Here is a 19,963-nt window from a genome sequence, read left to right as displayed (position 1 = left end):
GCAGGTTCACGCGCGCTACCGCCATGGCGCTCGTCGCGGTCGTGTTCGCTTCAGGAGGGACCGCGCTCGCGGCGCCTCCGCGCCCCGGGTCGGACTGGTCCGTCCCCGCGGGCGGCAAGGTGGCGAGCACACCGGTCACGCCGGCGAAAACGCGCAAGCTTCCACCGATCAAGGTGGGATCCGCGCCCGTCGTCAAACCGGTCTGGCCCGCCGCGTCGGACAGTGACGTCTCGCTGCCTCCGGTGGACGCGGTGCACGCCAAGCAGTTCACGGCTGCCTCGGCCCAAACTCGGGTGAGCAACACGCCGGTTCGGGCCGGCCGTAGCCGACCCGACGCCGCGCCCGCGTCGTTGCACGTCCACGTCGCGGACCAGAAGATGTCGAACGCCCTCGGACTCGAAGGCGTCGTGCTGTCGGTGAGCCGGAAAGCCGGTGATGGCGATCCAGCGCACATCAGCGTCGACTACGGATCGTTCGCGGGTGCGTTCGGCGGAGGCTGGGCTGACCGTCTCCGGCTGTACACCATGCCCGCCTGCGCATTGACCACTCCGGACAAAGCTGACTGCCGCACGCGGACGCTCGTGCCGGGTTCCACCAACGACGAAGCCGCCAAACAGGTGACGGCGGACGTGCCGCTTGTCGTGAACGCGGCGGCGCAACCGCAGGTGCTCGCCGTCGCGGCGGCGGACCAGGGGTCCGCCGGGGCACCGACGGCGTTGCCGTTGTCGCCGGCGGGTTCATGGTCGAGTGGTGGCGCGTCCGGTGACTTCTCCTACACCTACGCGTTCCCGGCCGGGAACGCACCGGGCGGTGAGACGCCGAACCTCGCCCTGGCCTATTCGTCGGGCAGCGTCGACGGCCTGACGTCGGCGACCAACAACCAGGCCTCGTGGGTCGGTGACGGCTGGGACTTCACCCCGGGCGGTTACGTCGAGCGCCACTACCAGTCGTGCAGTGAAGATCTCGGCGGAAACAACGGCCAGACGAAGACCGGTGACGAGTGTTGGGGCGTCGACAACGCGACGCTCGTGCTCGGAGGAAAATCGACCGAGCTGATCAAGGTCTCGGACACCCTGTGGCGGCCCAAGGAGGACGACGGCTCCAAGGTCGAGCTGCTGACCGGCGCGGCCAATGACGTTTCGCACGGCCAGTACTGGAAGGTGACCACCGGCGACGGCACCCAGTACTTCCTCGGGATGAATCACCTGCCCGGCTGGACCACTGGCAAGCCTGAGACGCATTCTGCCTGGACTGTCCCCGTTTTCGGCAACAACCCGGGTGAAGACTGCTACAAGGCCAACGACTTCGCCCACTCGTTCTGCAACCAGGCGTGGCGCTGGAACCTCGACTACATCGTCGATCCGCACGGCAACGTCAGCACTTTCTACTACCAGCCGGAGACCAACTATTACGGGTTGAACCTCAACGCCACCACCGCGGGAACGGCCTACACCGCGGGCGGCTATCCGCTGCGCGTCGAGTACGGCCTGCGGCTGGCCGACAACAGCGTCTACGGAAGCACCCCGACTCACAGCGTCGTGTTCGACACCGCGGAGCGGTGTATTCCCACCTCGACCTTCGCTTGTGATCCGGGGCAGCTGACCGCGGAGAACGCGGGTCATTGGCCCGATGTGCCGTTCGACCAGATCTGTGCTGCCGGCAAGGTATGTGACTTCGGCTCTCCGGCCTTCTTCACGCGCAAGCGGTTGGTTGCCGTGCACACGCAGTACTTCACCGGTACGACGCCGCACGACATCGACGAGTGGGATCTGACCCAGGACTTCCCCGGTTCCGGAGACGCTGCGCCACCGGCGATGTGGCTGAGCTCGGTCACGCACACCGGGAAGAGTGGGCCCACAGCCATCACTCTGCCCCCGACGACCTTCGACCGGTACATCTTCGCCAACCGGGTCGACACTCTCGGCGACAAGTACGCGGCGCTGACGCGCAGCAGGATCAAGGAGATCCGCACGGAGACGGGCGCGCGGATCACCGTCAACTACTCAGCAGAGGACTGCGTCCCCGGCCAGAAGATGCCGGCTTCTCCGGAGAGCGACACCTATCGGTGCTACGCCTCCTACTGGAGCCCGCCTGAAGCCAAGGACCCAGTGCTCGACTACTTCAACAAGTTCGTCGTCACGGACGTTCGCGAAGAGGACGGAACTGATCCGTCCGCGGTTCCCGTCGAGACCCATTACGACTACCCGGTCGACGGTGCGGCCTGGCACTACGACGAAGGACAGTTCACCCCGGCCGCCCAGAAGACCTGGGGGGAGTGGCGCGGGTACGACCGCGTCACGACTTCGATCGGTGCGGTCGGCAAGACACGAACCGTGAGTGAGTCCGTCTACCTGCGCGGTATGGACGGCGACCACCTCCCCAGTGGCACCCGGCACGTCTCGGTGCCCGACTCCGACGGTGGCTCGATCGTCGACCAGGACCCGCTGCAGGGGTTCGTGCGGGAAAGCCGTAGCTACCTCGACGACGGCAAGACGATCGACTCCTCGTCGATCAACGACCCGTGGCTGCGGGGGCCGACGGCGACGAGCTCCGACGGCCTGCTCAAGGCGTACATGATCGACACCGGCACCGTTCGGGGCCGGAGCCTGCTCTCCGACGGCAAGACCTACCAGCGCACGCAGGTGAACAAGAAGTTCGACGACAACGGTCAGGTCGTCCAGCAGGAGGACCTCGGCGATCTCGCGAACGCTGCCGATGACACGTGCACGAAGACGACATACGTCGTGAACAACGCCGGCATGTTCGATCGTGCCGACGAGGTTTCGATGTTCGGCGGTACCTGCGCGGGCTCCGCGACGTCGGAGAACAACATCACCGACGTCCAGGTCATCTACGACCACGGCACCTTCGGCAGCGCGCCGACCAAGGGTGACATCACGGAGAACGACACGCTGGACTCGTGGGACGCGTCGGGCAAGCACTTCGTGCCGACCAGCAAGAACTCCTACGACGACTACGGTCGCGAGACGTCGGCGTTCGACGTGTTCGGCAAGGAGACCAAGACCGCGTTCACGCCCGCAGTGGGCGGGCCCGTGACGGCGACCACGATCACCAACCCGAAGGGCTGGACGTCGACGACCACTGTCGAGCCGGCGCGCGGAAACCCCACGTCGTCGGTCGACGCGAACAACATCCGCACCGATATCACCTACGACGCCCTCGGTCGCAAAACGGCGGTCTGGAACCCCGGCCAGTCGACGACTTCGTCTCCGACGGCGAAGTTCGAGTACACCGAGAGCAACACCGCGCCGACGACGGTGCACACGAAAACCTTGCAGGCCAACAGCACCTACAGCGATTCGTACGCGATCTACGACGGCCTCGGGCGTGCTCGGCAGACCCAGGTGCCCGCCGAGGGCGGCGGCCGGATCATCACGGACACGATGTACGACTCGAGGGGGTTGCCGTTCAAGACGAACGGTGCCTACTTCGACGGCACTTCTGCGCCCTCGGGAAACCTCGTTTCCGTCGCGGACAACGTCGTCGTGAATCAGACGGTGAACGAGTACGACACCAGGGGAAGGCAGACCGCGTCGATCCTGATGTCGAAGGGCGTGGAGCAGTGGCGGACGACCACCATCTACGCAGGCGACCGGACGACGACCATTCCGCCGGCGGGTGGCTCGCCGGTCACGGTGGTGTCCGATGTGCAGGGGCAGCCGATCCAGCAGCTCCAGTACACCAGCGGGTACACGCCGGGTGGTGTGAACCCGGCTGACGTAACCAATTACACGTACAACGCGGCCGGTGCCATGACCGCGATGACCGACTCCTCTGGCAACAAGTGGACGATGAGCTACGACCTCCGGGGTCGCAAGATCGCGCAGACCGACCCCGATGCAGGGGCCGCGACGTTCGGCTACGACGCAGCCGGTCAGCTCACGTCCACAACGGACGCACGGGGAAAGAAGCTCTTCTACACCTATGACGAGCTGGGCCGGAAAACAGCTGAAACCCAGGACTCGCCGACCGGCCCGGTGCTGGCCACCTGGACTTACGACACCCTGACGCACGGTCTCGGTCAGCCCGTCGCCTCGACCCGGTTCGACGGCTCATCGGCGTACGTCAATCGCGTGGAGTCCTACGACGCGTTCGGGCGCCCGACCAAGACCGCGGTCGACATCCCGGCGAAGGAAGACGCGCTCGCCGGGACGTACGAGTTCTCCACTAAGTACGACGTGACCGGCGCGGTCACCGAGAACGTCAGCCCCAAGGCCGGCAACCTGCTGCAGGAGCACATCGAGCACACGTACACCGCTCTCGGCCGGCCGGCCACGACGTACACGCTCGACTCCAACGGCGCCCGGACGGACCTCGTCTCGGCGACGGGTTACACGCAGCTCAACGAAATGTCGACGCTGCAGCTCGACGGTCTCACATCGCCTTCCAACGTCGGCGTGACCCAGACCTACGACACGATCACCCGCCGCCCACAGACGACGACCGTCAGCCGTGAAGCTCAGGTCGGCAGCGAGCTCACGAAGCGCAGCTACACCTACGACCCCGCAGGCAACGTCCGGAAGATTTCGGACACCCCGGCGGCGGGCACTTCCGACATCCAGTGCTTCGACTACGACTACCTCCAGCGCCTGACGGACGCGTGGACGCCGTCCTCGGGCGACTGCGCCACGCAGAGGTCTTCGTCGACGCTGGCGGGCGCCGCGCCGTACTGGGACTCCTACACCTACGACAAGTCGGGAAACCGTCTTTCACAGGTCGAGCACCAGGCAGCGGGCGACGTCACCACGACGTACAACTACCCCGACGCGGGTCCGAACGCCGTCGGCCCGCACGCGCTCCAGAGCACCTCGACGACGGGTCCCACCGGTACCTCGACCACGTCGTACACCTACGACGAGTCCGGTTCGACGAAGACCCGGGACGTCGGAGGCGACACCCAGACCTACACCTACGACGCAGAGGGCCACACCGCCACCGAGTCCGACCCGGGTGGGCAAAGCAACTACGTCTACGACGCCGACGGCAACCGGCTCATCTCCCACGACCCGACCGGCGCAACCCTCTCGATCGGCGACCTCGAGATCTTCCAGACCGCCGGCACCCACGCCACCTCCGCGATCCGCTTCTACGACCACGGCGGCAGCCAGGTCGCGGAACGCGCGGGCTCGGCCGGCCTGAAATGGATGCTCGGCGACCTGCAGGGCACGGGTGACCTGTCGGTGACTCAGGGAACGCTGCAGCCGACCAAGCGGTACACCGACCCATTCGGCAACGTCCGCTCGGTCTCGTCCACGTGGCCGGACAAACACGGCTTCGTGGGCGGGTACCAGGACACGACCGGCCTGACGCACCTCGGTGCGCGCGAGTACGACCCGACAACGGGGCGGTTCACGAAGACGGATCCTGAGCTGAATCCGTCTGTGCCGCAGTCGTTCAATGCCTATTCCTATGCGAATGACTCGCCGGTGACGATGTCGGACCCGACCGGGTTGTCGGCGTGTGTGGTGTTCGCCCCTGAGGATGGTGGGCGGTATTGCCTGCCAGGCTCCAAGGAAGCGGCCACGTGCCACTACGGCTGTCACACAACCCCTCCTCCCGGGAATAAGGCGGCGCAGCAGGCGGGCAAGGCGGCTAAGGATCAGTACGTCGCGAGTCACAACGTCAACATGGATGCCTATCGCCAAGCTCAGGCGACTGCGAAGAAGTCCAAGTGGGACGTCTTCGTCGATGCCGCGGGTGAGTTGGTGAAGAGTCTCATCGGCTGGGACGACATCAAGGACTGCGTGACTCAGGGTGCGATTGGCGCCTGCGTTCGGACGATCATCAGCTTCATTCCGTGGGGCAAGATCCTCAAGACCGGTGAAATCGTCGAGGCCTTCTGGAAGGGCGCCCGCGCCCTGGTCACCTTCGGCCGCGAGGTCGAGAAGGCTGAGAAGGTCGTTGTCGACACGGAGCGCGTCCTCGCGGATGCTGAACGCGCCGGCGCTGACGCCGAGCAGATGGCGGTTGAGGCTCAGGAGTCTGCTGCGGCGGCGAAGCAAGCTGCTGAGGAAGCGAAGGCGTCTGGTACCTCGGAGAGCAGCGCCGCGTCCGACAGTGCTCCATCGTGCACACTCAACAGCTTTGTCGCGGGCACGCAGGTGCTCCTGGCCGATGGCACGACCAAGGCAATCGACCAGATCAAGGTCGGCGATGTCGTCCTGACAACTGACCCGGTCACGGGGCGACAGGAACACCACACCGTGGTGGGCACCATCGTCCACGGCAACGAAGACGCCCGTATCGAGCTCACGGTCGAGTCGGGCGGCAAGTCGGGCACGGTCGTGGCCACCGACTGGCATCCCTTCTGGGTCGAGGGCGCCGGATGGACCGCCATCGCCGACCTGAAGCCTGGCGATCACCTACACTCGGCTGATGGTCACCCGTCGACCGTCACTGCCACCCGACGATACTCGGACGGTTCCAGGGTCTACGACCTCACCGTTGATGGATTCCATGATTTCTATATCGATATCATTGGATCAATTTCATTTCTGGTGCACAATTGCGGCGGCCCGATCAATGTTACCCCGAAGGGCGCAAAGCATGTTTTGGAAAGGCATTTCAGAAAGGGGGAGCTTTCAGCTGGTAAGAGTCATTTTCATGACTCCGAATCCGTTCACCAGTTGGCCGCTCAGGCGCAAAGTACGCCCTTCGTATTCGAACAGTCCGGGGGTAGGCTGCAGCGAGTCGTTCCCGACGCTGGTCGATCTGTCGGAATTGACCGATCGGCCGGGACGGAGACGAGGACGTACACTGCGGTTACTGAGTCAAATGGCGATATTGTCACGATGTTTCCAGGGTTGCCTGCGACGTTGGGGACACCGCGGTTGTGAACTGGGAACTGTTGAGGGAGGTGCTCGGTGTCGTTTACTGTAGAGGTCCGAGATGAAAGTGGTCGGACTCAGAGTTCGTTGGAGCTTGACTCGGATTTTGCTCGGGCGGTTCCGTCGGTCGACGACGCCGCGTACCCCGTGTTGAGGTATCTCGATGAATATGGCGACACGGTCTACAATTCACTACAAGCGAAGGATCTTGTTGGTGAACTGAGGTCAATAGTTCGCAAAAATCCTACTATTCAGGGTCAGGTAAATTCACTGATTGCGCTAGTGGAAATTGTAGCCAAATCTACGCATCTGTATGTCATATTTATTGGAGATTGACCGCGGGTGGATTATTGGGAAAATTGAAGAATGCGGTGTGGATCAGGTAAGTAAGGATTGAGCGGCAGCGTGGGCCTTCGCCGCGTCGGGTTCGTCGCCGGTGATCACGTCGGTGTAGATGAAGGATTCGCCGAGGCGGACGAGGATGTAGGCGAGGTCTGGGGCCGGCAGTGGGGTGGTCAGGCGGCCGGCTGAGATCTCGGTAGAAAGCAAGTCCGTCAGTTGGGCGATGGTGCGCGACTGGACCACGCTCGCCTTCGTGGTCAACAGCCGCAGCGCGCGTTCTGGTTCTCGCTGGAGAAAGGTGCGGAAAGCCACGGACGAGTTCACCGTCGAGACAAAAGACCCGATGGCGTCGGCGATGCCAAGAGCGCCGCGGCCGGTGAAGGTGACGTTGTCGAAGACCGCGGATGTCTCCGACCACAGGATCTCGCCCAGGAGGTGGTCGCGGCTGCCGACCCAGCGGTGGAGGGTGGCGCGGGAGACGTCCAGCTCAAGAGCGAGCTCGCGCATGTCCACGCGGCGGCCTGAGAGGAACCACGTGCGCGCCAGGGCGAAGGCGGACGCGGGGTCTGGGCGGGAGCGGAAGGGCGTGTCGATGGTGTGAGACGTTACCACATAGTGTCGCAACAGTGAGACATCTGGCAGAATGTCTCACCGAAGCGGTCCGCGAACGAAGAGGTGGCGAAACCAAGATGCGTGCTGTGCAGGTGACCGAGTTCGGCGGTCCCGAGGTCCTGACCCCGGTCGAGCTGCCGGAGCCCACGCCCGACAAGGGGCAGGTGCTGATCGACGTCGATCGCGTCGGGGTGAACTACGCGGATACGCATCAGGCGGAGAACTCGTACCTGGCGCCGAGCAAGTTGCCGCTCGTGCCGGGCGGCGAGGTGGTCGGGCGGACGCAGGACGGCAGGCGGGTCGTCGCGCTGCTCAACGGTGGGGGTGGGTACGCGGAGAAGGCCGTCGCCGAGGAGGTGATGGCGTTCGAGGTGCCCGAGGGTGTCGACGACCTCAACGCGTTGTCCATGCTGGTCCAGGGTGCGACCGCGTGGATCCTGCTGCGCAAGAACGCCCACCTCGAGCCCGGTGAGTCCGTGGTGGTGCACGCGGCGGCCGGGGGTGTCGGGTCGATCGCCGTGCAGCTGGCGAAGGTGTGGGGCGCCGGGCGGGTCATTGCGACGGCCAGCAGCGAGGAGAAGCGCGAGCTGGCATTGCAGCTCGGCGCCGACGTGGCGGTCGACTCCCGAGCTGAGAACATGACCGAGACGCTCCTGCAGGCCAACGGCGGCAAGCGCATCGACGTCGTCCTCGACATGGTCGGTGGCACCACGACGGACCAGAGCATCGCGGCACTGGCGCCGTTCGGCCGCCTCGCGTTCTACGGCATGGCCGGCCGCCAGCAGCCCAAGCCCGTGGAGCTGCGCAACCTGCTCGGCCACAGCACCACGGTCACCGGCATGTGGCTGCCGCACGTCTTCCGCCTGCCCGGCAACGTCTTCGGCACCGCCCTGACCGAGCTCTTCACCCTCATTCAGGACGGCAAGCTCCGCGCCATCGCCGGCGGCGAGTACGCCCTCGCCGACGCCCGCGCGGCCCACGAAGCCCTCCGCTCCCGCGGCACGGTCGGCAAGCTGCTGCTGGACCCGCGCAAGTAGCTAAACCGCAGGTGGAGTGGCCAGGAGAGCCTCCAGGGGCGCAGCCTTGTGGAGGCACTCCTGCCACTCCGCCGCGCTGTCCGAGTCGGCCGTGATGCCGCCGCCGACGCCCAGGGCGATGCGGCCCGAGGAGATCTCGAAGGTGCGGATGGCGACGTTCAGCTCCAGACCCGCCACCGGTGACAACATCCCGACAGCTCCCGTGTAGACGCCACGTGCAACCGGTTCCAGGGCGGCGATCTCGTCCAGCGCACGGATCTTCGGGGCGCCAGTCACCGAACCCGGCGGGAATGTCGCGTCGAGCAAAGCCGAATCTGAGACGCCGTCGGCCAGCACGCCCTCCACAGTGGACGCCAGGTGCCACACGCCCGGCGCCGGTTCCACGGTGAGCAGCGAAGGCACCACCACACTCCCGACCGCGCACACCCGTCCCAGATCGTTGCGCACCAGGTCGGTGATCATCACGTTTTCGGCGACGTCCTTCACCGACTGGCGCAACAAGAGAGCGTTCCCGTCGTCGGACGGGCCCCGTCGCGGCAACGTGCCCTTGATCGGCGTGGAACGCACTCGGCGGCCGTGCCGGGACAGGAACAGCTCCGGCGACAACGACACCACCGAACCCCAAGAGCCGGTGACAAAAGCAGCACGCCGAGGGGACAGGCGGGAAACGCCCTCCGAGAACAACGCGGCGGGCGACCCCGAGAACGTCCCCGCGAACCGCGTGCACACGTTCGCCTGAAACAGCTCCCCGGCCTCGATAGAGGCGACGCACGATTTCACCGCCTGCTCGTGTGAAGCAGCAGAAGGCCGCTCCAACGACGAAGCAGCCCACGACAAAGAAGCAGAACCGGAAAGCACCGAATCCACAGTGGACAACAACGGCAAGGGATCATCCGCCAGCGACTCGAACCAGCACGCACCGGCGGAATCCCACCGCAGCACGTGATCCGCCCACCCCCACGCCGAAGCCGGAAACCCCGAAGACCGTCCCGAAGGGTCAGCCGAGTCGTACGACAGGTAACCGAACCACCCGCCCCCGACGCAACCCGGCGGCGCGGCAACCGAAAAACCGGCGGGAAACGCCCTCGGCGCAACCGAAACGAACGGCGCCACCACCGCCGGCGACCCGAACCACGACCCGCACAACGCCGCCGGCTGCGCGCGCCCGCTGACAGCGGCAAAGGCGGACAACAACGTGACGGCCCGTGAAGGTGTCACGTCCGTGGTCAACCGCTGCCGGAAGAACCGCACCCGGACATTCTGCCCCACTCAAAACCACGAAAAGGAAAACGTGATCAGAGCAGCACGTCCGACATAGTGAACGGATAGACCACCGCGTCCTGCGCGACCGGTCCCGCCACGCCCGGCAGCCTGGAGAACGCGTGCTGGTGCAGCCCGAGCCGCGCGTGGAACCAGCCGGGCCGGCCGGGAATGCCGTTGTGCCGCACCAGCCACAGCACCACGTCGGGGTCGGCCCAGCGGTCGGGGTGCAGGCGATGGGCCCAGCAGTCGTGGGCGGCATACACGAGCACGCGCCGGATCCGGGCCGCGTGCCGCACGTGCTTGATCCACGCCTTCACGAACCGGTCGTCGACGCTGACCGCGTCCACTTCCAGCGCGGGGGCCAGCGAGCCGGGCGCAAAAGCCCCGAGCTTGCTGGCCGTCCGCACGAAGTGCTCGGCCTGGTCGTGCACGGCGCCCGGCCGCGCGAAGTGCCGGGCGCCGGTGTGCAGACCAGCGTGCTGAGCCGACGTGAGCATCCGTTCCGCGCCGGGGTCGCGCCAGTTCACGTTCTCGCTGATCGTCACCGACGCGAAGCGGACGTCGGCGGCACGCACCGCCGTCCAGTCGAGCACCTGCTCGCGATGGGTGAGCGTGAGCCCACGCTCGCTCTCCGGTTCGGTCACGCCAGCCCCACGTCCGGTGAAGTGAAAGGCCACCCTACGTCGGCAAACGAGCAGCGGCACAAATCGAACCCCGGCGTGTCCGACGTCCGATCAGGCGTTTTCCCGCTGGAACGTGCGCGTGCCCCACCAGATCGCGAGCACCGCCATCACGAGCACCACCACGCTGCCGGTGAACAACGCGTCCATGGAGTAGTCGCCGCGGAAGCTGTTGCGCTCCACGTCCACCACATGCCGGAACGGGTTGATCTGCGAAATCGTGTACAGCCACTTCGGCGCCAGGCCGGCCGTGATCGGGATGAGGATCCCGGACAGCAGGAGCAGCGGCATGAGCACCGCGTTCAGCAGCGCGGGGAACGACTCCTCGCTCTTCAACGTGAGCGCCAGCGCGTATGAACACGAAGCCAGCGTCAGCGCCAGCAGGAACACGATCAGCAGGCTCAGCAGCACCCCGCCGACCGGCGCATTCAGGTCGAACACCAGGTACGCGAGCACGATGATCAGCACCGACTGCACCACCGCCTGCAACGCGTTGGCCAGCACCTTCCCGAGCAGCAGCGCCGCGCGGCTCACCGGTGTGACGCGCAGCCGTTCGACCACGCCGGAGCGGTAGTCGGCGAGCAGCGAGAACCCGACGAACGAGCTGCCGAACAGTGCCAGCTGCGCGATGAGCGCGGGGGTGAGCACCATCCAGCCGTCGACGTCGGACAGGCCCTGCGCGTTGAGCGTCTTCACCAGCAGGGGCCCGAAGAAGAACAGGTACAGCAGCGGCTGCATGATCCCGATCAGCAGCCACGCGGGATTGCGCAGCGCCGCGGTCATGTCACGGCGGAAGATCAGCCACGTGTCAAGCAACACCGGACACCTCCGGGGAACTCGGCTGCTCGGAGTCGCGCAGGGTGCGGCCGGTCAGGGTGAGGAACACGTCGTCGAGCGTCGGGCGCGTGACCTGCATGGACGTCATGGTGATGTCCTTCGCGTCGAGCGCGCGCAGCAGCTCCGGCATGGCCGTGTCGCCGCGCGGCACGCGGAAGCGGATCGACCCGCCGGCCACGTCGAACTCGTGCGCGCCCGTGAGCTGGCGGGCGACATCCGCCGCGTCCGTGGCCACCGACGGGTCGACGCCGATCACCACGCCGTCGCCGGAAACCCGGGACTTCAGCGAGTCGGGCGTGCCCTCGGCGACGATCCGGCCGTCGTCGATCACGATCAGCCGGTCGGCCAGCGCGTCGGCCTCGTCGAGGTAGTGCGTGGTCAGGAAGATCGTCACGCCGTGCTCCGCGCGCAGGCGCCGGATGTGGTCCCACAGGTTCGCGCGGCTCTGCGGGTCGAGCCCGGTCGAGGGCTCGTCGAGGAACACGAGGCCCGGGTTGTGCACGAGCCCGAGCACGATGTCGAGGCGGCGCCGCTGACCCCCCGGACAGCGTCTTCGTGAGCCGCTGGTCCAGCCCCGCGAGGTCGAGCTGCTCGCTGAGCACCGCGCCGCGCGCGATCGCGTCGGCCTTCGACATGCCGTAGAGCCGGCCTTGCAGCTCGATCTCCTCGGCGACGCGCACTTCCGGCGACGCGCCCCCGCCCTGCGCGACGTAGCCGATGTTGCGCCGGACCCCCAGCGGATCGGCGAGCAGGTCGTGCCCGCCGACGGTCGCCGTCCCGGCCGACGGCTTCAGCAGCGTGGTGAGCATGCGCAGGGTCGTCGTCTTGCCCGCCCCGTTCGGGCCCAGGAACCCCACCAGCTCGCCGGCCTCCACATCGAGGTCGACCCCCTTGACGGCGTGGACTTCACCCCCGCCCCGGCCCTTGCGGCGGAACCGCCGCTCGAGCCCGCGTGCCGTGATCATGAAGAACCCCTCTCCTCCCAGAGATCAACTAGTCAAAGTTGACTAATCGACGAGCACACTGTGCCCGAGCCGGTTGCGCTAGTCAAATTTGATTACTCGGCGGGCTTGCGGAACAACGGTTCGGCGTCGTCGGCCATCACGTACTCGCCCTTCTCGAGGCGTTCGATCAGCTGCTCCAGCCACGTGTGGCTCGCGCCCGAGATGCCGGCCCACAGCCGGAACAGCTCCACGACGTGCGGCGGCTGGCCCCAATCGGCCTGATCGTCGAGCATCAGCCGCGCCCGGCGTTCCTCGCCTTCGAGGTGCACGAGCCGCTGCCGCAGCAGGCTGATCGCGTGCTGGCGGGGTAGCGCGGGCATGAGCCCGATGCCCGCCGACATCTCCGGATGACCCACCTCGGGATCGGACAACGCGCGGGTCAGCAGCAGCTGGAACTCCTGCTCGCCGTCGTCGGTCAGCCGGTAGGCAACGCGGTCGGGTCCCGAGTCACCCGGCTCGACGTCCACCTTCTCCAGCAGGTTCTCGGCCGTCATCTTCTTCAGGGCGTGGTAGATCGAACCCGGCTGGACGTTGGCCCACTTCTCCGCCGACCAGGTGAGCAGCTCCCGGCGCACCTGGTAGCCGTGCGCCCGGCCGAACATGCGCACGACCCCGAGCACGAGCAGACGCGTCGCCGACACCGCTTCTCCCTTCGCGTACCGCCCACAAACGCCTTGGACGGTTTCCGTAGGCTAAACAGGTATGAGCACCTCTGTGTTGACAGCGGTGGCCTGGCCCTACGCCAACGGCCCCCGCCACATCGGCCACGTATCCGGATTCGGCGTCCCGTCCGACGTCTTCTCCCGCTACCAGCGAATGGCCGGCAACCGGGTGCTCATGGTGTCCGGTACCGACGAACACGGCACGCCGATCACCGTCCAGGCCGACAACGAGGGCCTCACCCCGCAGCAGACCGCCGACAAGTACACCCGCCAGATCGACGAGGACCTGCGCGGCCTCGGCCTGTCCTACGACCTGTTCACCCGCACCTCCACCGGCAACCACGCCGAGGTCACGCAGCAGATCTTCCTCGCGCTCAACCGCAACGGCTACGTGGTCCCGAAGACCACGCGCGGCGCGATCAGCCCGTCGACCGGGCGAACGCTGCCCGACCGCTACGTCGAGGGCACCTGCCCGATCTGCGGCTACGAGTTCGCGCGCGGCGACCAGTGCGACAACTGCGGCAACCAGCTCGACGCCGCCGAGCTCATCAACCCGCACTCGCGCATCAACGGCGAGACGCCGAAGTTCGTCGAGACCGAGCACTACTTCCTCGACCTGCCCGCGTTCACCAAGACGCTCGGCGACTGGCTGTCGACGAAGAACGACTGGCGCCCGAACGTCCTCAACTTCACCAAGAACCTCATCGACGACATGCGCCCGCGCCCGATCACGCGCGACCTCGACTGGGGCGTGAAGATCCCGCTCGACGGCTGGCGCGACCAGTCGATGAAGCGCTTCTACGTGTGGTTCGACGCGGTGATCGGCTACTTCTCCGCCAGCGTCGAGTGGGCCCGCCGCTCCGGCAACCCCGACGCGTGGCAGGAGTGGTGGAACAACGCCGACGCGCGCTCCTATTACTTCATGGGCAAGGACAACATCACCTTCCACGCCCAGATCTGGCCGGCGCTGCTGCTCGGCCACAACGGCGAGGGCGACCACGGCGGCCAGCCGGGTAAGTACGGCAAGCTGCACCTGCCCGACGAGATCGTGTCCAGCGAGTTCCTCACCATGAGCGGCTCGAAGTTCTCCACCTCGCGCGGCACCGTCATCTACGTGCACGACTTCCTGCGCGAATTCGGCCCCGACGCGCTGCGCTACTTCATCTCCGTGGCGGGCCCGGAGACGCAGGACACCGACTTCACGTGGGACGAGTTCGTCCGCCGCACGAACTTCGAGCTGGCCAACGAGTGGGGCAACCTCGTGAACCGCTCGATCTCGATGGCGCACAAGAACGTCGGCGCGATCCCGCGTCCGGACGCCCCCACGGCGGCCGACGAGGAGCTGAAGACGCTGTCGCGCAAGGCGTTCGACGTCGCCGGTGCCCACCTGGCCCGCTCGCGCTTCAAGGCGGCGGCGTCCGAGGCCATGCGCGTGGTCACGGCGGCGAACCGGTACCTGTCGGACCAGGAGCCGTGGAAGCTCAAGGACGACCCCGCGCGCCGTGACAGCGTGCTGCACACGGCGTTGCAGGTGGTCAGCGACGCGAACACGCTGCTCACGCCGTTCCTGCCGCACTCGGCGCAGAAGGTGCACGAGGCGCTGGGCGGCACGGGCGTGTGGGCCGCGCAGCCGGAGCTGCAGGAGGTCGAGGACCTCGACATCCCGGGCCGGATCAACCCGATCCTGACCGGCGACTACGCGGGCGAGCAGGCCAAGTGGGAGTCGCAGCCGATCGAGGTCGGCCGTCCGCTGCAGAAGCCGACGCCGCTGTTCACCAAGCTCGACCCGGGCCTCGGCGAGACCGGCCCCGACTGGGCGCCGATCGTCAAGTGACCCCCATGCGGCGTTCGGTGCGCCGGCCGCACCGAACGCCGCATGGGGTGCGTTGAGCGCACCGAACGCCACATTGGGGTGCTTCGCGCGCCACCACCCTCGAAGCGGCGGTGAGCCCGCGCAGTAGCGTCTTGGGCATGGGTGAAGACAAGCGCGAACTGCCGCCGATCCCGGACCGTCTCCCGGCCGCCGTGGTCGACGCCCACACCCACCTCGACGCGTGCGGCGCGAAGACCGCCGCCGACGTGACGGCCATGGTCGACCGCGCCGAACGCGCCGGGGTGGCCCGCGTCGTCACGGTCGCCGACGACCTCGCCTCGGCGCGCTGGGCCGTCGACGCGTCCACGTGGGACGAGCGCGTGTTCGCCGCCGTCGCCGTGCATCCCACGCGCACCAAGGACTTCGGCGACGCCGACAAGTCCGAAGTGGAGCGTCTGGCGTCGGCCGAGCGCGTGGTCGCCGTCGGCGAGACCGGCCTCGACTACTACTGGGACTACTCGCCGCACGACGCCCAGCAGGACGCGTTCCGCTGGCACATCGACCTCGCCAAGCGCCTCGGCAAGACGCTGATGATCCACGACCGCGAGGCCCACGAGGACGTGCTGCGCATCCTGGACGAAGAGGGTGCACCGGACACCGTCGTCTTCCACTGCTTCTCCGGCGACGAGCACATCGCGCGCCGCTGCCTCGACAAGGGCTACGTGCTCTCGTTCGCCGGCACCGTCACCTTCAAGAACGCCCGCGGGCTCCACGAGGCCGCGCGGCTCGCGCCGGCGGGGCAGTACCTCGCCGAGACCGACGCGCCGTTCCTGACCCCCCACCCGTTCCGTGGGCGCCCGAACGAGCCCTACTGCACCGCCTACACCGTCCGGCACCTCGCGGCGCTGAGGGGCGAAGCGGTTCACGAGGTGGCCCAGGCGGTCCGGACCACCGCCGAACGCGTCTACCAATTGCCCAGTGTCACAACGGGTTGAACGGATTGCGACGTTCGGGGAGCGCAGTAGCCCACACTGACGAGTGACACAGGTCACGACACTCCGAGGGGTGTTTGCGCAACCCGGCGACCTCCGTTACTGTCCCGTGATCGTGCCGGTCGGAACCGTGGACGCGGATCCGGCTGATACGCCCACAGTCACGTCAGTGCACGTCGGGGAAGCGGCACCGAGGTTGGTACGACTCGGGACCGTGACGATGGCGCTGGCTGGGGGTGTCGGACTTGAGAGGCGCGCCGAATGGTGCGTCGCGACGAAGGAACAGGTCGTGGTGACACGTCCTGTCCTGGGAAAGGGAACGACCCAGTGACTGGTAGTAGGCAGGGTGGCTCGCGCCATAGCACCGAGAATCGTGGTGCTGCGCAGACCCTTTTCACTTCCGCTGGTTCGGTGGCCGTGCTCGACCGCGAGCTCGAAGACACCGCATACGGGGACCTCGGGTTCTCCGACGAGCTGTACGTGACCGAGCAGGACGTGCTGGCCGCTCTCGGCCCTGACGCCGACGCGATGATGGCCGAGATCGACGTCGACGTCGACGAGCTGATCCGGCTGATCAACGCCGAGACCACCATGCTCCCGCCGCTCGCCATCCCGGACGAGCTCGCCGAGGACCGCACCGCCACTCCGGAGGCCAAGAAGGTCGCCGTCGAGGAAGGCCTGCGCGAGGCGACCCGCACCTGGAAGCGCCGCTTCCTCAAGGGTGCTGTGCTCTCCGTCCTGATCGCCGTCGGCGGCGGCGGTGCCGCGGCGCTGGCGATGAACAAGAGCGTGACCGTCGACGTCGACGGCCACGAGGTCACCGTCCACAGCTACGGCGACACCGTCGGCGAGGTCCTGGAAGACGCCGGCCTCTCCGTCGGCGCCCACGACTCGCTCTCGCCCTCGCCGCAGGCCGAGGTCGGCGACGGCGGCGTCATCAAGCTCGAGCGCGGTCGCCAGCTGAACCTCGTGGTCGACGGTGTGTCCCGCCCGTCCTGGGTGCGCGCGACCACGCTCGGCGAGGCCATGACCCAGCTCGGCATGGCCGACATGATGGGCAAGGGCGCCTGGACGTCGATGCCCGGCACCGGCGAGCTGCCGCTCGAGGGCTCGACCGTGCAGGTCAAGACCCTCAAGCACATCACGCTTTTCGACGGCACCAACGCGCCGCGCCAGGTCACCACGAACGCGGTGACCACCAAGGAGTTCCTCTCCGACTTCAAGATGAACCTCGGCCCGGACGACGCGGTCGAGGGTGGTCTGAACGTCTCCCTCAAGGACGGCGCCGAAGTCCACGTCAGCCGCATGGGCATCTCGATGGTCAACCAGCAGGAGACCATCGACCCCGACGTGCAGAAGGTCGACGACCCGACGCTCGAGCAGGGCAAGACCACCGTTCAGGACCCGGGCACCCCGGGCCAGAAGATGGTGACCTACAAGGTCACCAAGAAGAACGGCGAAGAGGTCTCCCGCGAGCAGGTCTCGGTGAAGGTCCTCCTCGAGGCCAAGCCGAAGATCCTCAAGGTGGGCACGAAGAAGCCCGCCGACCCGGCGATCGGCGACGGTTCCGCGTGGGACCGGATCGCAGCGTGCGAGGCCGGCGGCAACTGGGCGATCAACACCGGCAACGGCTACTACGGCGGCCTCCAGTTCGACAAGCGCACCTGGGATGCCTACGGCGGCGACCAGTACGCGGCGTACCCGAACCAGGCTTCGCGCGCGCAGCAGATCTCGATTGCCGAGAAGGTCCGCGACGCTCGCGGTGGCTACAGCGCCTGGCCGGTCTGCGGCAAGCGGGCCTGAGTTCCGCAGTTCCCGAGGCTCGGTAGGCTTCCCCGGTGGTTGAACTGCTGGGGCCTGCCGAGATCCGCGGGCTGGCGGACGAGCTCGACGTCCGGCCGACGAAGAAGCTCGGCCAGAACTTCGTGCACGACCCCAACACGGTTCGCCGCATCGTCGAGCTGGCCGGAGTTCAGCCGGGCGATGTCGTTCTCGAGGTCGGCCCCGGGCTGGGGTCGCTGACGCTGGGCCTGCTCGACGCCGGTGCCCGCGTGGTGGCCGTCGAGATCGATCCGAAGCTGGCGGCGCGGCTTCCGCGCACGGCCGCCGAACGCGCCGCTTCCGTCGCGGATCAGCTGACCGTGGTCGGCGCCGACGCGTTGCGGATCAGCGCGGCGGACCTGCCGGCCGAGCCCGTGTCGCTGGTGGCGAACCTGCCGTACAACGTCGCGGTCCCCGTCGTGCTGCACCTGCTGGCCGAGCTGCCGTCGCTGCAGCGCGGGATGGTGATGGTCCAGACCGAGGTCGCCGACCGCATGGCCGCCGGTCCCGGCAGCCGCATCTACGGCGTGCCCAGCGTGAAGCTCGCTTGGTACGGCCCGGCGCGCAAGGTCGGCGCCGTGCCGCGGTCGGTGTTCTGGCCGGTGCCGAACGTCGACTCGTCGCTCGTGTCCTTCGAACGCGGCACTCCGGTGGAGGGCGTCGAGCGGCAACGCCTGTTTGAAGTCGTCGACGCCGCGTTTTCCCAGCGCCGCAAGACACTGCGCGCGGCTCTCGCCGGCTGGGCCGGCTCGGCCGACCGCGCGGGTGAGCTCCTCGTGGCGGCCGGCATCGACCCGAAGACGCGCGGCGAGCAGCTCGACGTGCACGACTTCGTGCGGCTCGCGGCTCAAGCCTGAAACAGCCGTGCCAGGTGGTAGTCCAGCGTCGCCAGGACCTCGCCCGGCGTGAAGCGGCCGTGGAGGACGTCGAGGCCGAGTCCGGTGAAGCCCGCGACCAGGAGGTTCGCTTCCTGCCGCGGCTGGACGCCGGGCGGGAGAACCGTGCGGCGCAGCAGGCTGGTGAGCAGGTCCTCGATCGGCGTCTCGGCCTGCAGGAAGACCTTCGCCAGCGCCGGGTCGCTGTGGGTGCGGCTGAAGTAGGCGCGGTGGACGCGTAGCGACAGCTCACGCTCGGCGTCCAGCGGCAGCAGTTCCGTGAGCAGCGTCCGGACCACGCCGCGCACGCTCTGGTCGACCTGCGCCGCGATGCGGGCCTGCGTGCGCTGCTCGCCGCGTTCGTGCAGATAACGCAGGGAGAGCACGAGCAGATTGTGCTTCGTCTCGAAGTAGTACTGCACCAGCCGCAGCGACACGCCCGCCTCGGCGGCCACCTCGCGCATGCTCACGGAGTCGAGCCCGCGTTCGGCCGCGATCCGCCACACCGCCGTGGCGATCTCGCGCCGGCGCTGCTCGTGGTCGACCCGGTGCGCCACGGTTCTCCTCCGCGTTGGTGATACAACTGTATAGGATACGCGTGTATCACCGATGGGGTGAGCCGGCCGGAATCGGCTCGCGGACGGGAGCGGGTGTCCGGCCGGGAAGACGCGGTGTCTCGCCGTGGCGAACTACCTGGCCGAACCGTCATTTACCCACGCGCGGGCCGTCGCGGAATTGTCGGGCCGGAATCGCGCCTCCACCAGGGATCGGCGGCGTCCACAGTGGAATAAGGGCTGGATTCGCCGCGCGGAAGAAATTCGGTGCCGGAGCTTTTGGGGTCCACGATGTGGCTGCGGGTGTCCCGGTATCCGGGCACCACCACTCGTGTGATCTGCACCAACGCGCTTGCGTTCACCCAATGGGATCGGCTTTACTCAGAAACGTCCATCCCGAGCGACTGAGAGACCTGGCTCGCCGAAGTCGCAGCAACCACCCCCCATGGGGCAGGTGCTACAGCCAGGACCGATGGAGGCTGTTTCCGATGCAGAGGGTAGCCCGCCCGCTCCTGTTGACCCGGCGGCGCGTCGTCGATGAAGGTCGCCGCACGGTATGTGCGTGTCGACGCTCCACAGTCATCGCCTGATCTTTCTTCCGCAATTCTGCGCACCGTCCGAAA

Annotated in this window: 12 protein-coding genes, 1 pseudogene and 1 riboswitch; of the genes and pseudogenes, 6 read left to right on the top strand and 7 right to left on the bottom strand. The window is 67.2% G+C overall.

The window, feature by feature from the left end:
* The first annotated feature begins 23 nt into the window (after positions 1-23).
* On the top strand, positions 24-6,857 hold the full coding sequence (locus tag ACQPXB_RS43690; protein ID WP_432847797.1) for an RHS repeat-associated core domain-containing protein: 6,834 nt from the start codon (positions 24-26) through the stop codon (positions 6,855-6,857).
* Positions 6,858-7,226: 369 nt separating this feature from the next.
* Here the strand turns inward: ACQPXB_RS43690 and ACQPXB_RS43685 are convergent, their stop codons facing one another.
* Positions 7,227-7,697, bottom strand: a complete 471-nt coding sequence (locus tag ACQPXB_RS43685) for a QsdR family transcriptional regulator (RefSeq protein ID WP_432857063.1) — start codon at positions 7,695-7,697, stop codon at positions 7,227-7,229.
* A gap of 182 nt (positions 7,698-7,879) precedes the next feature.
* On the opposite strand from ACQPXB_RS43685, the gene ACQPXB_RS43680 reads away from it, so the two are divergent.
* Positions 7,880-8,839 carry a quinone oxidoreductase family protein gene (locus ACQPXB_RS43680; RefSeq protein ID WP_432847795.1) on the top strand — a complete coding sequence of 320 codons (960 nt, stop codon included), beginning with the start codon at positions 7,880-7,882 and terminating at the stop codon, positions 8,837-8,839.
* Here ACQPXB_RS43680 and ACQPXB_RS43675 read toward each other — a convergent pair whose 3' ends face one another.
* From ACQPXB_RS43675 to ACQPXB_RS43655, 5 genes and pseudogenes are all read right to left on the bottom strand, one after another.
* A complete protein-coding gene (locus ACQPXB_RS43675; protein ID WP_432847793.1) occupies positions 8,840-10,090 on the bottom strand; it encodes an aminodeoxychorismate synthase component I in 1,251 nt (416 codons plus the stop codon). It lies immediately after the preceding gene.
* Between the two features lie 44 nt (positions 10,091-10,134).
* Positions 10,135-10,746: a glycoside hydrolase family 25 protein gene (locus ACQPXB_RS43670; protein ID WP_432847791.1), complete on the bottom strand. Its 612-nt coding sequence runs from the start codon at positions 10,744-10,746 to the stop codon at positions 10,135-10,137.
* 90 nt (positions 10,747-10,836) lie between these two features.
* Complete coding sequence (locus tag ACQPXB_RS43665) at positions 10,837-11,601, bottom strand: ABC transporter permease (RefSeq protein ID WP_432847789.1); 765 nt, start codon at positions 11,599-11,601, stop codon at positions 10,837-10,839.
* Positions 11,591-12,584, bottom strand: a pseudogene (locus ACQPXB_RS43660) (ATP-binding cassette domain-containing protein). Before ACQPXB_RS43660 ends, ACQPXB_RS43665 begins: the two are co-directional and overlap by 11 nt.
* Positions 12,585-12,676: 92 nt before the next feature.
* Positions 12,677-13,264 carry a PadR family transcriptional regulator gene (locus ACQPXB_RS43655; protein WP_386951365.1) on the bottom strand — a complete coding sequence of 196 codons (588 nt, stop codon included), beginning with the start codon at positions 13,262-13,264 and terminating at the stop codon, positions 12,677-12,679.
* Between the two features lie 61 nt (positions 13,265-13,325).
* Between ACQPXB_RS43655 and metG the strand changes: the two genes are divergently transcribed.
* The 4 genes from metG (at position 13,326) to rsmA (ending at position 18,768) form a co-directional block, all read left to right on the top strand.
* Complete coding sequence (metG, locus tag ACQPXB_RS43650; protein WP_364049188.1) at positions 13,326-15,119, top strand: methionine--tRNA ligase; 1,794 nt, start codon at positions 13,326-13,328, stop codon at positions 15,117-15,119.
* 137 nt (positions 15,120-15,256) lie between these two features.
* A complete protein-coding gene (locus ACQPXB_RS43645) occupies positions 15,257-16,093 on the top strand; it encodes a TatD family hydrolase (protein ID WP_432847787.1) in 837 nt (278 codons plus the stop codon).
* A gap of 414 nt (positions 16,094-16,507) precedes the next feature.
* Positions 16,508-17,893: a transglycosylase family protein gene (locus ACQPXB_RS43640; RefSeq protein ID WP_366585729.1), complete on the top strand. Its 1,386-nt coding sequence runs from the start codon at positions 16,508-16,510 to the stop codon at positions 17,891-17,893.
* A 35-nt stretch (positions 17,894-17,928) separates the two neighbouring features.
* Entirely contained in the window at positions 17,929-18,768 is an 840-nt protein-coding gene (gene rsmA, locus ACQPXB_RS43635) for a 16S rRNA (adenine(1518)-N(6)/adenine(1519)-N(6))-dimethyltransferase RsmA (protein WP_432847786.1), read from the top strand.
* On the opposite strand, the gene ACQPXB_RS43630 is transcribed toward rsmA, so the two are convergent.
* Complete coding sequence (locus ACQPXB_RS43630) at positions 18,759-19,343, bottom strand: TetR/AcrR family transcriptional regulator (protein ID WP_386953799.1); 585 nt, start codon at positions 19,341-19,343, stop codon at positions 18,759-18,761. The genes rsmA and ACQPXB_RS43630 overlap by 10 nt on opposite strands.
* A gap of 385 nt (positions 19,344-19,728) precedes the next feature.
* Positions 19,729-19,819, top strand: a riboswitch (SAM riboswitch).
* Positions 19,820-19,963: the final 144 nt, after the last annotated feature.

This window comes from Amycolatopsis sp. CA-161197, assembly GCF_050942255.1.
GTDB lineage: Bacteria > Actinomycetota > Actinomycetes > Mycobacteriales > Pseudonocardiaceae > Amycolatopsis.
Note: the sequence above shows the minus strand (reverse complement) of the source record. Positions and strands in the feature narration are given on the sequence as shown.

What these genes read in the sequence shown, in the direction of transcription:
- ACQPXB_RS43645 (WP_432847787.1), top strand. Translation starts at nt 15,257, where the DNA reads ATGGGTGAAGACAAGCGCGAACTGCCGCCGATCCCGGACCGTCTCCCG.
- ACQPXB_RS43690 (WP_432847797.1), top strand. Translation starts at nt 24, where the DNA reads ATGGCGCTCGTCGCGGTCGTGTTCGCTTCAGGAGGGACCGCGCTCGCG.
- ACQPXB_RS43685 (WP_432857063.1), bottom strand. Translation starts at nt 7,697, where the DNA reads ATGCGCGAGCTCGCTCTTGAGCTGGACGTCTCCCGCGCCACCCTCCAC.
- metG (WP_364049188.1), top strand. Translation starts at nt 13,326, where the DNA reads ATGAGCACCTCTGTGTTGACAGCGGTGGCCTGGCCCTACGCCAACGGC.
- ACQPXB_RS43680 (WP_432847795.1), top strand. Translation starts at nt 7,880, where the DNA reads ATGCGTGCTGTGCAGGTGACCGAGTTCGGCGGTCCCGAGGTCCTGACC.